The sequence below is a fragment of the Pyrofollis japonicus genome (assembly GCF_033097485.1).
GTDB lineage: Archaea > Thermoproteota > Thermoprotei_A > Sulfolobales > Pyrodictiaceae > Pyrofollis > Pyrofollis japonicus.
The window spans coordinates 495933-512004 of the sequence record NZ_AP028634.1 but is presented as its reverse complement, the minus strand read 5'-3'; the positions used below and the strand labels follow the sequence as shown (position 1 = coordinate 512004).

Below are 16072 nucleotides of genomic sequence, written 5' to 3'. Positions count from 1 at the left end.
TGGGTATCCTTCATATTTTTCACAGTAAGCCTAGCTACTAGTTCTACAAAGCTCTTCTCATACCGTTAAGAATTTGGCGAAGATTTTTCGCTACAAGGTGTTAGAGAACATGGACTTGTTCTATGATTTGTCGCGACGCGCTCGAAGCCTCTGGTTTATATATTCTGTGAAACCTCCTGGAGACCCTCCTAAGAGGTGGCAGGGCCTAGTCAATTATGGTAGGCTTGACGTTGTCTCGCGCGTACTCTTAGCGGCGCTATATCCTGGTGGCCAGTTACTGCAGAATAGTGCCCTCCTACTATACCTCGATAATAGCCGTGACGGCAAAGACGGCGACCTAGTGGTCTTTGACGAGGCTTGTATGCCTCCTCGTGCATACTATGAGCATGAGGTTGCGCCAGTACTTCTCTCCGCACTACGAGGAAAAGCATGCGCCAGGGCCGAGTCATTATCACTTATTTTCGTTGTTAGGAGGCTTAAGCGTTTGGGCTATCGCGTATTGGCTTTGCGTGAGGGGGCACGGAGGATTAGGAGGAGCGATGTAGACGAAGGTGTAGTATTTCTTCTTGGAAGCTACTACGATGTGCCGGAAAAAGCTTTGAGTGAAGCAGACATTTCCGTGTCTATAGGCCCATGTAGTTACCTAGCTAGCCATGTAGCCGCTTTCGTGAATGCTCTTAGGCTCGGTGTCCTCGCGCCGTGATACGTTGCGCGTTACTGGTCTTCGCCATATAGGGCCCTATAAGTTTCTCTCACTATTTCGACTATTTCGCTAATTACGGAGTTCAACCACTCTTCTCCCTTTTCCCTTGAAGCCTTGGATGCTTCTCCGAGAACGGCCTCCGGGTAAAGGAGCCTTGTGAGCCTGCGCGAGTAAACTGCTACCCTCGGAGCAAACGGCGCAGAATAATCAATAGCCTTCGATATGTCAACTGCCTCCGGAACTATGTAGAGCATAGCACTGGTCTCGTCCTCGCCGGCATGACCGGGTGATTTGAAGAGCCTCTGCCGAACCTCTTGCGCAACATCACGCCACCAATCAATAACCATTACCGCGGTATCGGACTTGCTTGAGACTCTCGAAGCAACCGTTCTTAATACACACGTGTTACCTCCGTGCCCATTGATTACGACGAGCAAGCGGTAGCCTTGACGTACTATGCCCTCAAGAACTCCTTCAACATAGGTTGCAAAGCTCTCCTCATCCACACTAATTGTTCCAGGGAACTCTTCAAGGTGTCTTGAACAACCATACCAGATTGGGGGATAGAGGTGTGCACCAAGTTTCTCTGCTACTTTTGAAGCAATGTACTCGGCTTCTATGGTGTCTGTTCCTAGGGGTAGGTGGTTTCCATGTCTCTCAAAGCTGCCGATAGGGATTACAGCAATGTTTTTGGGTTCGTTGTCGAAACTGTAGCCCGTTAGAAGCCATGTCTTGCGAAAAGTCAGGGCTTCACCACCACGTGTTATCGTATCAGCGTGCCCCCATACGCTTACCTATGCTGCACCAGATGCCTAGCAGCGAATTGCTGATCCCTTGGAGCCATTCTATCCCTTAATGGAGGAAAGCTAGATATCACCTTTAGCTGTGGTTCTTAGTTATACGGGCTGTGATGACGGTTAAAAGCGGCTAAGGGTCTCTGCGCACCCGATGGGCGGAGCCAGGCCGCTGAGCACGAGGCTTAAACCTTGCTTTAGTTAGGCTGTGGAGCTAGGTATGGTATTCTTCCCGCATAGGCAAGCCCTTCGCTTCCGGGACACGCCACATCGCTTTCATCGGAGTTCTTGGTATTACCGTGGGTAGTCCTCCATGGCGGCTTCAGGATATTTGCCTGTCAGGCTAGAGGCTAGTAGCTTGTTAGGGTACTACCATGCAGTAGTTTCTCCCGGGGGAGTGCGGAGTGGCCAAGGTTCTTGTAGCCGTAGCACTAAGTGAGGACGAGGCAAAACTGCTCGAAGAGATCGCCAAAAACGAGGGCCATAACGATCTTGGAAAGGTTCTTGAGAAAGCACTACGGCTCTTTATAGAAGTAGGTGACGAAGCTAGTACTTCTTCGCAACCCTTATACTTGTCACGGCGGGTCGGCCGCATACAGGGCAGCGTTTACCATTAACCCACTCTGGTTTCTCTAGGGGCGAGCCGAGAACCCCAGCATCCACAAGTTCTTCTAGCTTTAGCCCACATTCTTCTCTACCACACCAAGGCAGCTCAACTATTCCCCTCTCTTCCTCAATTATCCTCTTGGCCTCTTCTATGGTCTCAGCCCTCTTGACCATTGAACGCAGCCATTTCCATGCTCGTTCACGTAGATTACGCCTTATATCCTCCATCACGTCTTGCAGCTTAGAGGGCAGCTCCTCGAGCTTCACTTCTATCTTTTCAAAGGTGTCCCTCCGCGCTATTACCACTGTACTGTTCCTAGCCTCGCGAGGCCCTACTTCAAGGCGTACAGGTACCCCGCGGGCCTCCCACTCATAGAACTTTCTACCCGGACGTACATCGTCTCTATCGTCTACGTGATACCGTATCTTCATCTCTCTTAACTTCTCAGAGACCTTTCCAAGGTATTCTTGAAGCTGTTTCCTCTCCTCTTCCGAGCCAGCAGGTATGGGGACAACTACAACCTGTATTGGAGCCACGTTTGGCGGCATTACCGCACCTCTATCATCACCGTGCATGGCTATAGTAGTAGCGACGAGTCTGTCGCTTAGCCCGTAGCTCGTCTGCCAGGCGTAGTCAAGGCTCTCGTCGCTGAGCTGTATCCTAATCTCGAATGGCACCGTAAAGTTTTGCCCAAGATGGTGAACTGTTCCTATCTGTAAGGTTCTGCCATCCGGCATCACGGTGTCAAATGCTACTGTGTAGAGCGCTCCTGCAAACTTGTCCCACTCCGGTCGCCGGCTTATAACGTAGGGTATCCCCAGCTCATCGAATATCTTCTTGTAGAGTTCAATCGCCTCTGCAACCTGGCGATCCGCATCCTCAAAGCTGTCGTGAACTGTGTGCGCTTCCTTAAACGTTGTTACTTCGCGTAAGCGTATCAATGGCCTCGTAGCCTTGGTCTCGTAGCGGAAAATACTGACTATTTGGTAGTACTTCTTTGGTAGCTGCTTGTAGCTCTTTATCCAGAAGCTCTCCATATACGATATACTAGTCTCACTTGTAGGGCGTAGGGCTAACTTTATATCAAGAGGCTCTTTGCCTCCATGAGTAACCCAGTAGACCTCGCCCTCAAAGCCCCGTATATGCTCACTTTCCTTGCGCAGCAAGGTCTCAGGGATGAGCAACGGCATAAGGATTTCCTCGTGGCCCGTTGAGTCAAGTACATCCCTTATGAGTTCAACAATGCGGCGACGCAGCTGGAATCCATAGGGAAGCCAAATACCCATACCCTTAACGGGGTACCGACCATAGTCGTAAATCTCAGCCTCTTCTAAAACCCAGTCAAACCAGCGAGAAAATTCCTCTCTCCACTTCTTCCTAGGGACTTCCCTCGCTGCACCACACATAGGCTACACCAACACGTCAATCCCTATACCCGGGGAGCAGTGCAGGGTGTTCTAGACGTGGAGTACTCTCTACCCAGCATGTTTGAGACGTAGGTAGAGAAAAGATGTTTCGAGTACTATGGGCAACATGGTTTGGCGTCTAGGCTTCTAAAAAATAATTGCTAAAGCGGCGTATATTACGCCTCTTAGTGGAGTGCGAAGAGTATCAATATTGCTATTAGAAGGCCATAGATCGCAATACCTTCGCCGAGCACTAGGTAGATTAGCAGCTTGCCCGATACTTCAGGCTTTTCGGCTGTTGCAGCGCTTGCAGCCGCACCTGCCTTAGCTATAGCATAGCCGGCACCAATAGCGCTAAGCCCCATAGCTATTGCGGCTCCATAAGCCTTTGCAGCTGCAGCCGACTCTGCGTAAGCTATGCTTGCTAGGAACCCTAGTAGGGCAAGGCTGAGGGTTAACGTTAAGAGCCTCGCATTGAGCGCCATTTTGGCCCACCGAGGAACAAGAGCTGGGCCAAAGGACTAAAAAGCTTACCTTAATCATTTCATCAAGTTCGCGGAGAGGGGTTACAAATGGATCCAGAATCGGTCGGCAAAAAGAAGCCGGTTATACTTATCGCTTACTCGTTACGCGACCCTGCTAGTAGGGGCGCGGCGGAGAAACTCTTAGCAAAAACAAGGTGGAATAAATGCGAGCTGCGCTTTGCTAAAAACTGTTTCTATAGCGATGAGGTGAATGCTTACCTCGCAGGCTTTGACGCCGATACTGTTGAGTTTAGCTTCCTTGACGAGGCAAGCCCCACGGAGGCGGAGGCTTATATAGTTCTTAGCCGGCATAGTGGAGGAAAACCATCACTCACGGTGCATTATACTGGCAATCCTGGCCCGAAGGCAGAACTTGGAGGAAATCCCTGGGAACTATCTTATACTTGGCCTCGCCTACAAGCTGCGCTGCTCCGAACCTATCGCATCGTTGCAGAGGAGCAAGGCTTAATCGATGAATTCCAGGTGACTCTTGAAGCGACTCACCACGGTCCTACTTGCTTGAAAAAGCCACTAGTATTCATAGAGATTGGTAGCTCTGAGAAAGAATGGGTTAGAGAAGATGCGCACAAGGCTATGGCTGAGACTGTCTTCCGAGTACTTAGCTCCGACTGGACTAGTACCACTTGTACAAGGGTTGCAGTAGGTATAGGCGATACACACTATCCTGCCACGCACACGCGTGGTGTTATTGAGAAGAAGTATTGCTATAGTCATATTTTCTCAAAGTATGTATTAGAATACATTAACGAAGATCTTCTAGACCAGGCAGTCAATAAGAGCAAGGATATTGTTGACTCCATACTCTTCGCGAAGATCCCGGGTGCTATAAAGAGGCTTGTAAGGAGCTATGGTGAGAAACATGGCCTCTTTGTTGGAAAAGTCTAAGGCCGGGAAAAGAAAATAGGTAAGCCTTAGGCTAGCCCTTCTGCTCCACGCATTCTTGCCAAGCGGCGCTTCATCGTCTTGAGCCTAATGACTTCTTCTCTCATGCGGTCATCAAGTACTAGCTTTATGTATTTTATGCTTTGCTCATAGCCAGGAATGATGCTGTAATCGAGTGCGTTCAGTAGACGCTGTGTATCTTTTAGCTCCTGCAGTAGTCTGCGAATAGCTGCCTCCGTTCCAACAACTTTGAGGAAGCTACTCAATACTGAGACAAGCCTATCCCTTGCGCGGAGAAGATCCGGTGTAAGCCTTGTCGCTGTAACAGGTGCTCCAGGCATGCTCTCCTTTACTAGCTCAAAAGTAGGTGCCTTAACGGCGAAGAGGATACGCGTGCCTTGGACTATTTCAAGGCTTGACGGTATGGCCTCTATTATTGGGCGCATGTTTTCGAGCCCACCGCTTGATACGAGTGCTCGGAAGAAGTCCTGGTATGCATCCATAAGCTGTTTAGCCGCTTCTTCGTAAGCCTTTTTGTACTCAACGGCTAGTTGTCGGATATAGAGGAGAATAACGTCTCTCTTCTCCTCTATAACTTTCCGAATCCTCTTCATAGTGGCTAATTCTCGGCGTAGCCTGATAAGGTTTATCTTCGTCGGCAGTACACGTTGCCCGCCAAACATTAATGACATTTTGTTACAGCCCCGCTTCGCTTATGTTTAAGGTTGCTCAAAAGCCGGGTTAGAGGATGATGTTTACTGTTGTTGCTGCTGTTGCTGTTTCTTGCGGTACTTTGGATGATACTTTCTTATATACTCGTCTTTAATCTTGTATAGCTCTGACTCCGGCAGTATAGCCAGTATCTCCCATGCCAGGTCTAGTGTTTCCTCTATGCTCCTATTCTCGAAGAAGCCTTGGCTGAGGAATCTTTGCTCGAATGCTTCTCCGAATCTTAGATACTTCCTGTCTATCTCCGAGAGGCTTTCTTCTCCGACTATTGCTGCTAGGCTTCTGAGTTCTACTGCTCTGCTGTATGCTGCGTAGAGCTGGTCTGAGACATTTGCGTGGTCTTCACGCGTCTTTCCTGGGCCAATACCTTCTTTCATTAGTCGCGAGAGGCTCATTAGCACGTTTATTGGTGGGTAGATGCCCCTGTTGTGTAGCTCCCTGCTGAGTACTATCTGGCCCTCCGTTATGTAGCCGGTTAGGTCCGGTATTGGGTGGGTTATGTCATCGTTTGGCATCGTTAGGATGGGCATCTGGGTTATACTACCCTTCTTTCCTTTCGCTCTACCAGCTCGCTCGTAGATTGATGCGAGGTCGCTATACATGTAGCCGGGATATCCCTGCCTGCCTGGTACCTCTTCTCTTGCTGCGCTTATTTCGCGAAGAGCCTCACAGTAGTTCGTCATATCAGTTAGTATTACGAGTACGTGCATCCCTAGGTCGAATGCCAAGTGCTCCGCCAAGGTTAGTGCAAGTCGAGGAGTGATGAGGCGGACACTTGCAGGCTCGTCGGCAAGGTTTATGAATAGTGCTGCTCTCTTGATTGCGCCTGTCTCCTCGAAGAACTTCTTGAAGAAGAGTGCTTCGTCATGCATAACGCCTATTGCGGCGAAGACTACTGCGAATTCTTCGCCGGTTCTAACGGTTGCCTGCCTAGCGATCTGTACTGCTAGCTTGTTGTGCGGGAGACCGCTTCCGCTGAAGATTGGTAGCTTTTGTCCACGAACCATAGTGTTCATACCGTCTATGGCCGATACACCGGTCTGTATGAAGTCCTCTGGATACTCTCTTGCAGCCGGGTTAAGCGGGTCGCCATTAATATCTCTCCAGACTCCGCTCGTTATTGGCGGACCGCCATCAATCGGGTCTCCTAGTCCATTGAATACTCTGCCAAGCATCTCATCTGATACTTTTACTTCGAGCGTCCTTGCCAGGAAACGAACCTTTGTGCCTACAGCAGATATTCCAGTTGTTCCCTCAAATACTTGTACAACTGCATAGCCCTGGGCGGTCTCTAGTACCCTACCTCTCCTCTTCTCACGGTTGGGAAGCTCAACCTCAACTATTTCGTCATAAGCTGCATCACTTATTCCTTCAACTATTACGAGTGGGCCTCTTACTTCACGTATAGTTTCATACTCCCTTACAACACGGGTACTTGTCTCAGCCAATCAAACCCACCCCCGAGAGATATGATCAAGCGGTAAAAGTGTCTTGGGAGTCATTAGGCAGCTGGCGCTGCGACGGCTCTTTGTCCCTCTACTAGCTTTTGCAGTCCCTCTATTAGTTGGTTCTTTATCTTGTCTATCTCTTCTACCTTGTCGTTTGGAACCTTGTACCTCGTCATTACTAGTTCCCTGATAAGCGTTGCTAAGCTGTCTCTGATCTGCTTGACTGTGACGCCTTTGCTTACTGCGTCAAGTGCCGCGTGATAGAAGTCAATTATTGCTTCTAGTTGTTTCCACTGCTTCTGCGGCGTGGCGAATGCGTCAACGGGGTCGAAGGCGTTCTGCTGGAGGAATCCTTCACGTATTATCCTAGCTACTTCGAGTATGAGTTTGTCCTTCTCGCTGAGGCCTTCTGTGCCAACTAGCCTTACTATTTCTTTTAGCTCGTCCTCTCTAAGCAGTATGTCGTAGGCCTCGTCACGGTACTGTTTCCACTTAGGGCTTACGTTCTTGTGCCACCACTCAGCAACAGTTTCAACATAGGCAGAGTAGCTCATTATCCAGTTAATTGCAGGGTAGTGTCTACTATAGGCAAGCCTTGCGTCAAGCGCCCAGAATACCCTAATGAATCTCTTCGTGTTTGCTGTTACTGGTTCTGTGAAGTCGCCGCCTGGCGGCGATACCGCGCCAACGATTGTTACGCTGCCTATTCTCTCGGGGGAGCCAAGTGTCTTCACGCGTCCGGCTCTGCCGTAGAACTCAGCAAGCCTTGAGGCTAGGTAGCTTGGATAGCCCTCTTCAGCGGGCATTTCTTCGAGGCGGCCAGCTATCTCTCTTAGTGCCTCTGCCCATCTGCTTGTTGAGTCGGCTACTAGCAGTACGTCGTAACCCATGTCGCGGTAGTACTCAGCCATAGTTACGCCGGTATAGATACTTGCTTCACGCGCCGCCACAGGCATGTTGCTAGTGTTTGCAATGAGTATTGTTCGCTCCATCATCGGCCTACCAGTCCACGGGTCCTTGAGCTTGGGGAAGGTGACAAGTACATCGGTCATCTCGTTGCCTCTCTCGCCGCAACCGATATAGATGACCACTCTTGCTGCGCTCCACTTTGCAAGGCTCTGCAACGTTACTGTCTTACCGCTGCCGAAGGGGCCTGGAACGGCCGCTGTACCGCCCTTAGCTATAGGGAACATTGTATCTATTACTCGCCAACCAGTTATGAGTGGCTCGACGGGCTCGAACTTCTCTAGAATCGGTCTTGGCTTACGTACGGGCCATTTGTGGTACATTTTAAGCTCTACTTCTCCCTTCCCAGGAACATCTACGACTGCTATAGTGTCTTCGATAGTATAGTCTCCCTCGCTTGCAACCCACTTTATCACGCCATGTACATCTGGTGGGACTAGGACCTTATGCGTTATAAGTGGGGTTTCCGGTACTTCTCCCAGGATGTCTCCTCCGGCTACCTTGTCCCCCGGCTTAAGAGCTGAGGGCTTGAAGTGCCACTTCTTTGAACGATCAAGTGCTGGAACCTTTATGCCACGAGTAATGAAGATGCTCTTTGCTACCTCTCTGATAGCGTCGAGGGGCCTCTGTATACCGTCATAGATCTTGCCTATGAGGCCTGGGCCTAGCTCTACGCTAAGGGGGGAACCGGTGCCATAGACGGGGTCTCCAGGCTTGAGGCCCGTTGTTGACTCATAAACTTGTATGTATGCCTTGTCGCCTACTATTCTGTTCACTTCTCCTACTAGTCTCTCCTCACCAACCTCAACCATCTCATACATCTGGACTCCTGTCATACCCTCAGCGACGACTAGGGGGCCTGCGACACGGATTATCCTTCCTTTTACTCCCACACTTACCACCCATAATCACTGTTACAGGGTAGGGGGATTAGTGCTAAGCAGTTCCTTCTCCCCCGAGCAGGGTCTTCAAAATAACTGTGCGGGTTTCCTCAATCACGGGTGCGAGGACCACGTCAAGCCTATAGTCGAGCGTGAAGCCTCCTCCCCGTGTCCGTATAATGAAGCCGCCAAGACCCTCCACAAACTCTTCAGCGACTTCTACTTTAACTCCTTTCGGTTTCGAAGCCTTGCGTAAGGCCTTTTTAACATACTCCTCGTCACCCTTAACGGGGATAATATTTACTTCCTCTACGCCTTCGGGGAGCTTGGAGAATGCGTCGTTCATCATTCTTGCGAGGAACTCCGTATATGCTTCTTCGCCAACATAGCTTCTTAGCTTTGAGAGCGCCTCCGCAAGCACTTCTTCTACCGCCTTGGACCGGAGTTCTGCTAGTTTCTTTCTGTGCTCGACTTCCCACTTCGCGCTAAAGGATGACACGCGTTCGCGCGCATCACGGCTCATGTGGCGTAGTTCTTCTTCAAGCTTCTTCCTAGATTCCTCGTAAGCTTTATCGATTATCTGTCGGGCTGCAATTAGGGCTTCTTTCATTTTTGTCTCGATCTCGGATCGAATCTTATCTATTATTTCGTCTGAGAGCTTATCGGGTGAGCCAAGCACACGGGGCATTACTGAGGATCACCCCATTCCAAGTGCCTTGAGAAGCTCCTTTTGAACATCCATGGGTTTTCCGGGCTCCCGGATAGTCGGGAGCCTTGCCACTACGAGGTCACTGCGACCGCGCTGGAGAGCCGAAATTGCGTCACTGATCTCGTCAAATATCTCTGCCGAGACAAGTACTAGTCCAACATCCTCTCTTAACTCAATGTTTTTGAGGATTCGCTTTGCCTCCTCGCTACTAGTCACTGGATAGCCCTCTACACCTATGAGGCGAAGCGCGTACACCGTATAGGGATCCGCAATGGCAACGATGTGGCGTTTCTCCAAAATTTGTTCCCGGGCTAGTGGCCTAGAACAATATGTATTAAAAATTCTTGCCACACTTGTGCTATGTCCCCGGGTACAGGTCTAAGGGGCAGTCATCCAGCGCTGGGGATAAGCCATGGCATTAGCTGATGTTCTCGTAGCAAGGCCGGCTCAAGAAATAGTAGTTGCTATACCCGTTGAACAGTTGCCAAGAGCTGTGAAAGCGCTCGCAGAGTGCAGATGTCTCCATCCAGAACCTGTTACAACTGATCCCTCTTATAGGGCGTTATTGCACCGTATTAGAGGAGACCTTGATACGCTTGAACAGAAGATAAAACAAGCGCTAGAAGTTGCGGAGAAGAAGATTATTGAGGTAGAGGAGGAAGAGGCGCTGAGGCTGGCGCAGGAGACAGATGTTGGCCTCTCGAGGCTATTGGAGCAGCTTGGCGATACAATAAGGGATATTGAGAGGATTGCGGAGAAGCTTGCCCAGCTAAGGAATCCAGAGTCGGAGCTATCCGAGCTTCTTCGCACTCTCCAATATTATAGTTTCATAAGGGTTGACTTAGAGAAGCTGCGAAAAGGCTCGATTATACGTGCTAAGATTTATAGAGTACCTCTTGACAAAGCTGATGGGTTCCGCGATGAGGCCTCTAAGATTGAAGCTGTAGTTCTTGTTGATGTTGGGATCGTGGAGCCTAATAGACACACTTTCATTGCGGTATATCCTGCCTGGCGCGAAGCCGATATAGGCAGAGTTGCTGTACGCTATCGCGCAGAGTTACTGGAAATCCCAAGAGACCTTCCGCCTATACCAGCCGAGGCACTCCGGCAAGCCAGGGAAGAGGTCGAAAACCTACCCATAGTATTGGAACGTCATATACCATTCCTTAGAAAGGCTCTAAGACTCGTTGAGGCCGCGAAAAGGCTGGTATCGATACTAGAGGCCACTAAGCCTTCAAAAACCATCGCCCTTATCCATGGCTACGTTGCAAACGAGAAACTAGGTAGTCTCGAGAAAGCGCTTAGGGAAAACAATGTAACATATGCAGCTGCGCTACACGAGCATGAAGAGAGTCACAGGGAGGGACACGAAGAAGAGCATGAAGAGGAAAAGCTGCCGCCCTCGTATTTCCGCGTCGGTAACCTATTGGCTCCCTTCGCCGACCTCATGGGAATGGGTGGCTTCCCTCGTCCACGCGAAATAGTGCCAGCAGCTGTAATGGCGATAACTCTCCCAATAATCTACGGCTTAATGTTCCCCGATCTCGGACACGGCCTCGTTCTCGCACTTGTGGGTTACTATTTGTTCTATAAGAAGATGGGTAACCCTAATCTAGGTAAACTCGTCATAGTTTTTGGCATCGCGGCAATGATAACTGGTTTCCTCAGCGGTGAATTCTTCGGCGCCGAGCCGCACGTAGCAGGCTGGCTTACAAGTATCTGGGGCGGACACCCGCCGCTAGCCAGCCCGCTACACCCAATAGCAGAAGAAATGGTTAAGAACGGCGGCGAAGTGCCCGAAGGGGCTGTACAGCACTTACTCTATACTTCAATCTACGTATCACTGGCACTGGGATCGCTGCTCTTGACGATATCGTCAATATTCTCGATAATTAATGGGATAAGTTTGCGGGACAAGGAAATCCTCGTTGCAGGTATCGGCAAAACGCTTGTCTTTGGAAGCGTAGCGCTGGCATTCCTGGGTGCGCCATTAGTGATACATGCCGAGCACCCCCTTGAGGCAGCTGCACAAGTACTCAAGGATGCAGGACTAACCCTAAGTCCAAGCACAGTGTTTGGCGCAACGGTAAGAACGTTGTTCGTAATAGGCCTCTTAGTTGCAATGATTGCGCCAATCGTTTATGGGCACGGAGGATTCGGCGAGAGAGCAATGACGGGCTTCATGGAGGCATTCGACATACTGTTAATGGCTATAGGCAATACTGCCTCCTTCATGCGAATTATGGGACTGATGCTGGCACACAGCGGGCTCATGTTTGGCTTCCTAATACTCGCAATTATAAGCGGTCCAATAGTTGGCGCAATAGTATACATACTTGGGAATATACTAGTAATAGGCCTGGAGGCCCTAGTAGCATATGCACACTCGCTAAGGCTTCACTTCTACGAAATGTTCAGCAAGTTCTACATCGATGGAGGCCGCCTCTACCAGCCAGTATCACTACCTGCAAACATAAAACTCGCCACAGACTAAGCCAAACTATTTTTATAGCCCCATCCACTAGGCTTCACTTTAAAATCAGTTGATCTATCCAGAAGCGAATCTTTCTAAGTAAGATGAGTCCGACTGATTCCTTGCTCAGCTCATGATTTATCTCTATAACAAGATTAATAAATTAATATATTAAAGCATTACAGCGAAGCAATGAAAAAGAATTATGCAAATGAAACGAGGTCTAGGACTCTCTCTTTAGGCTGACGACTATAAGCCATGAGGGCAATTATTACTGCGTCCTCCGCGTCGAGTAGAAGGAGATCTAACAGACCTATGATGGGTTCATTGCTTACTGGTTCCCACGTGAAGATTTTCTTATCAATGCCGCGCAAATACTTCCTCACTCTTGCTATAAAGCCTTCAAGAACGCCTAGGTTTTCCGATACTGTACCATAAGGTGAAGAAACTAGTAGTCTCTTCGCGAGCTCGGCGTCAAAGGCTTCTACGGCATTCTTTACTTCCCCTTCTTTAAGCTTATATGTTGTAAGGTTTTCCAAGTAGATGTCTATAACTTGGCGGGCAGGCTTCATTTCTATGAGGGAGTACATCGTTTTTGCGACGAGGATGTCAAGCCTGGCTCCGAGGATGTCTTTACCAATGCTTGTCTTCGCATTCTTAACCGCGTCTGCAAAGGCTTTCAGTAGCTCAATATCGAATGCTGTGCTTAGAGCCTCTGATGTCTTCGCTGCTGAGAGGAGTTTGTATGACGTTTGTAATCCTAGTCGCCTGGTCACCTGTATCGGGTCAGTTATTCCTTCCTCAACTAGTCTTAGGGCCTCTTGTACTTGCGGCGACTCCGGCCAGAAAAGTTCCTCTTTGCTAGGTAGTTCTTCTCCCCTCTGACCGCGGCGCAGTATTAGCTCAACATCACGAACTATTGGTATTAGCGCGTATGGATTATAAAGTATGAGTGCTTTTTCAGATAGGCTTGTCGAAAGTGATTGCAATACCTCTACGTATAGACGGTACGCTGAACGCTCTACTTGCCTTGGCTCAGTAAACTCCGTACCTGCAGGCAACAAGCGTGCAAGACGCGTTGCCTGATACAGGCGAATAGTTGTCTCATCTTCGGTATATTGTGCTAATACTGCTCGCAGATCTTCCTCAATGCTCTGGACCCTGTGAACAAGAGCTTTTACGTATACGTATTCTGCTCCAATGCCTGGTATTACTTTCACGCCTTAATCACCTTTGATAGCGTCTCTAATGCCTTCTCTAGTGCCTTGCCACGATTCTTCTTAATTAGTTCCTCGAGTTCTCTCATCTCGCGGTCTCCGCGCTCTTTGAGTTCTTTCGAAAGCCTCTCTATTTCCTCATTAACTAGTTGCTCTATATCCTTACGTGCGCGAGAGATCAGTTCCTCCGTCTTAGCCCTCAGCTTTGCTGCGATGTTTTCAGCAAACTGGACCAGCTCAGCAGCATCCTTATCTATGCCTTCAAGAGCTTTCTTTGCTTCTTCCTCAATTTCTTCAACGCTTTTCAGAATCTTGTTGAGAAGCTCCTCGTTCGTCAACCTAATCCTCCCCGTGCGGTACTCTAAAGCGCACCTAAATAAGTAGAACTCGCTCTGCTAAAGCATGCTACAAAGGAACAAACACAGCAAATACGACAAAACGTGTAAAAGACAAGGGCTGCAGCGTAAAAAGACCTAGTTTCAAGGCAGCCCTTAGATAACCATTCTCTTTAGTTCCTTAGCGAGCTTCTCGTAGCGCCTAATGTCCTCTGGCGTTAGGCTTGGCTGTATTACCTGCAATGCTTTCTCGAAGTGCTTCATTCTGACAACCGTCGCTGTCGGCTTGCCAGTTTTTTCGAGGCTCTCTCTAACGGCTAACATTGCTGCCTCGCGGCAAAGCGCCTCTAGATCCGCGCCTGTATAGCCTTCCGTCTTCTCGGCTATTGCTTCAAGGTCTACGTCTTCTGCTAGTGGCATTTTTCTTGTGTGTATTTTGAGTATTTCTAGTCTTGCTTTCTTGTCTGGAGGCGGCACATAGATGAGTCTATCGAATCTTCCTGGCCTTAGCAGCGCCGGGTCGAGGATATCAGGCCTATTAGTAGCAGCAATAACCACTACGTTCGTCAAAGGCTCGATGCCGTCCATCTCAGTCAACAATTGGTTCACTATCCTGTCGGTCACACCGCTAGTATCGTGACGATAACCTCTAGCAGGTGCTATTGCGTCTATTTCGTCGAAGAATATAATTGCTGGCGCAACTTGTCTTGCACGCCTGAATATCTGACGGATTGCTTTTTCTGATTCTCCTACCCATTTGCTTAGTATTTCTGGTCCTCTTACTGCTATGAAGTTGGCTCCGCTCTCTGTTGCAGCAGCCTTAGCGAGCATAGTCTTACCAGTACCAGGAGGACCAAACAACAAGATACCCTTAGGCGGCCTAATACCCATCTGCTCGAAGACTTCGGGATACTTCAGCGGCCATTCTACTGCCTCGCGCAACTGCTGCTTAACATCCTCTAACCCACCAATATCCTCCCAATGAACCTCAGGAACCTCAATATAGATCTCCCTTATGAGGCTGGGCTGCACATACTTCATTGCCTCTATGAAGTCTGCCATTGTTACTTTTAGTTCTTTGAGTACTTCTGCCGGTATTGGTTTGTTTAGGTCTATTTTGCCGCTCTTGATGAAGCGGCGTAGCGCGTTCATCGCAGCCTCCTTCGCCAACGCTGCCAGGTCTGCGCCAGTATAGCCATGAGTCATCTCAGCAATCTTATCAAGATCAACATCGTCGGCAAGAGGCATGTTCCTAACATGTACCTGGAGAATCTCCTTACGAGCTCGCTTATCTGGTGGACGAATCTCTATCTCTCTATCGAAGCGCCCTGGGCGCCTGAGTGCCGGGTCAAGAGCCTCGGGCCTATTGGTTGCGCCGATTACTATTACTCTGCCTCGCTCCTTGAGCCCATCCATTAGTGTTAGCAGCTGTGCTACGACACGTTTCTCTACTTCGCCCGTAACCTCTTCTCTTCTAGGTGCTATCGCGTCTATCTCGTCTATGAATATTATTGATGGCGCGTTTTTCTCGGCTTCTTCGAATATTTCTCTTAGCCTTTGCTCGCTCTCACCATAGTATTTGCTCATTATCTCTGGGCCGTTAATCGCAATAAAGTAAGCGCCGATCTCGTTAGCAAGGGCCTTCGCTAGTAGTGTCTTACCAACACCAGGCGGGCCATAGAGGAGAATACCCTTTGGAGGCTCTATGCCTAGGTGCTTGAAGAGTTCTGGGTGTTTCATCGGCAGCTCTACTATCTCTCTTATCTTCTCCTTTGCTTCCTCTAGATCACCTATGTCCTCCCATGTAACCCTCGGTATTCCGCGGCGGCGTAGCTGCTCCTCCTTAACCGGTTCTTCTCTTATCTCTAGCTGTGTCTGATCTGTCACGTATACGAATTGTCCAGGCTGAGTCGCTACTACTACTAGTCTGAGCCCTGCTCCGAAGAACGGTATGATTATTGTTTCTCCTCGTGCAAGCGGCTTTCTCAGCAGGTAGTCTTTCACGTATTCTACAAAGTCTCTGCTAAACCTCATAGGCTCCGTGGGTGCTAGCACTACGCGTGTTGCTGGCTGTACGTTGGCTGCTCTCCTAACCCTCACCGTGTCGCCGACACTAGCGCCAATAGCTTCTCTTATGAAGCCGTCGATCCTGATAATGTTGGGGTCTTCGTCGGGGTGAAGGGGCCACACCTGGGCAACAGCAATACCCTTAGGCCCCTCAATCTCAATGAAGTCGCCGACTTCTACGCCGAGTCGCGCCATAGCATCCCGGCTGATACGTGCAATCTTTCTGCCAACATCCCTGCTACGAGCCTCAGCAACACGAAGCTCAATCTCACTTGACAAGGCCTACTTGCACCAAGGTATAGTTAGTTTC

At 49.4% G+C, this 16072-nt stretch carries 15 protein-coding genes; 4 read left to right on the top strand and 11 right to left on the bottom strand.

Annotation, left to right across the window (positions count from 1 at the left end; all coding sequences use genetic code 11):
* Positions 1–73 precede the first annotated feature (73 nt).
* A complete protein-coding gene (locus SBG41_RS02595; protein ID WP_317895986.1) occupies positions 74–703 on the top strand; it encodes an RNA methyltransferase in 630 nt (209 codons plus the stop codon).
* An 11-nt stretch (positions 704–714) separates the two neighbouring features.
* Here the strand turns inward: SBG41_RS02595 and SBG41_RS02590 are convergent, their stop codons facing one another.
* Complete coding sequence (locus tag SBG41_RS02590) at positions 715–1389, bottom strand: creatininase family protein (RefSeq protein ID WP_317896486.1); 675 nt, start codon at positions 1387–1389, stop codon at positions 715–717.
* Positions 1390–1901: 512 nt separating this feature from the next.
* On the opposite strand from SBG41_RS02590, the gene SBG41_RS02585 reads away from it, so the two are divergent.
* A complete protein-coding gene (locus tag SBG41_RS02585) occupies positions 1902–2114 on the top strand; it encodes a hypothetical protein (protein ID WP_317895985.1) in 213 nt (70 codons plus the stop codon).
* On the opposite strand, the gene proS is transcribed toward SBG41_RS02585, so the two are convergent.
* Both proS and SBG41_RS02575 read right to left on the bottom strand, forming a co-directional pair.
* A complete protein-coding gene (gene proS, locus SBG41_RS02580) occupies positions 2044–3510 on the bottom strand; it encodes a proline--tRNA ligase (RefSeq protein WP_317895984.1) in 1467 nt (488 codons plus the stop codon). The genes SBG41_RS02585 and proS overlap by 71 nt on opposite strands.
* A gap of 185 nt (positions 3511–3695) precedes the next feature.
* Entirely contained in the window at positions 3696–3995 is a 300-nt protein-coding gene (locus tag SBG41_RS02575; protein ID WP_317895983.1) for an ATP synthase subunit C, read from the bottom strand.
* 87 nt (positions 3996–4082) lie between these two features.
* Between SBG41_RS02575 and SBG41_RS02570 the strand changes: the two genes are divergently transcribed.
* The gene (locus SBG41_RS02570) at positions 4083–4940 is read left to right on the top strand and encodes a D-aminoacyl-tRNA deacylase (protein ID WP_317895982.1); all 858 of its coding nucleotides are present in this window, start codon (positions 4083–4085) and stop codon (positions 4938–4940) included.
* A 26-nt stretch (positions 4941–4966) separates the two neighbouring features.
* Here SBG41_RS02570 and SBG41_RS02565 read toward each other — a convergent pair whose 3' ends face one another.
* From SBG41_RS02565 to SBG41_RS02545, 5 genes are all read right to left on the bottom strand, one after another.
* The gene (locus SBG41_RS02565; RefSeq protein ID WP_317895981.1) at positions 4967–5629 is read right to left on the bottom strand and encodes a V-type ATP synthase subunit D; all 663 of its coding nucleotides are present in this window, start codon (positions 5627–5629) and stop codon (positions 4967–4969) included.
* A 63-nt stretch (positions 5630–5692) separates the two neighbouring features.
* The gene (locus SBG41_RS02560; protein ID WP_317895980.1) at positions 5693–7114 is read right to left on the bottom strand and encodes a V-type ATP synthase subunit B; all 1422 of its coding nucleotides are present in this window, start codon (positions 7112–7114) and stop codon (positions 5693–5695) included.
* A gap of 53 nt (positions 7115–7167) precedes the next feature.
* Positions 7168–8916 (bottom strand): V-type ATP synthase subunit A, encoded by a 1749-nt coding sequence (locus SBG41_RS02555; RefSeq protein WP_397470774.1) that lies wholly within the window; start codon positions 8914–8916, stop codon positions 7168–7170.
* A gap of 100 nt (positions 8917–9016) precedes the next feature.
* A complete protein-coding gene (locus SBG41_RS02550; RefSeq protein ID WP_317895978.1) occupies positions 9017–9649 on the bottom strand; it encodes a V-type ATP synthase subunit E in 633 nt (210 codons plus the stop codon).
* A gap of 9 nt (positions 9650–9658) precedes the next feature.
* Complete coding sequence (locus tag SBG41_RS02545; protein ID WP_317895977.1) at positions 9659–9967, bottom strand: V-type ATP synthase subunit F; 309 nt, start codon at positions 9965–9967, stop codon at positions 9659–9661.
* A 115-nt stretch (positions 9968–10082) separates the two neighbouring features.
* On the opposite strand from SBG41_RS02545, the gene SBG41_RS02540 reads away from it, so the two are divergent.
* Positions 10083–12164, top strand: a complete 2082-nt coding sequence (locus SBG41_RS02540; RefSeq protein ID WP_317895976.1) for a V-type ATP synthase subunit I — start codon at positions 10083–10085, stop codon at positions 12162–12164.
* A gap of 182 nt (positions 12165–12346) precedes the next feature.
* On the opposite strand, the gene SBG41_RS02535 is transcribed toward SBG41_RS02540, so the two are convergent.
* From SBG41_RS02535 to SBG41_RS02525, 3 genes are all read right to left on the bottom strand, one after another.
* Positions 12347–13363 carry a hypothetical protein gene (locus SBG41_RS02535; protein ID WP_317895975.1) on the bottom strand — a complete coding sequence of 339 codons (1017 nt, stop codon included), beginning with the start codon at positions 13361–13363 and terminating at the stop codon, positions 12347–12349.
* Complete coding sequence (locus tag SBG41_RS02530) at positions 13360–13698, bottom strand: hypothetical protein (RefSeq protein WP_317895974.1); 339 nt, start codon at positions 13696–13698, stop codon at positions 13360–13362. The genes SBG41_RS02535 and SBG41_RS02530 overlap by 4 nt, the downstream gene beginning before the upstream one ends.
* Positions 13699–13851: 153 nt before the next feature.
* Entirely contained in the window at positions 13852–16041 is a 2190-nt protein-coding gene (locus SBG41_RS02525) for a CDC48 family AAA ATPase (RefSeq protein WP_317895973.1), read from the bottom strand.
* Positions 16042–16072 lie beyond the last annotated feature (31 nt).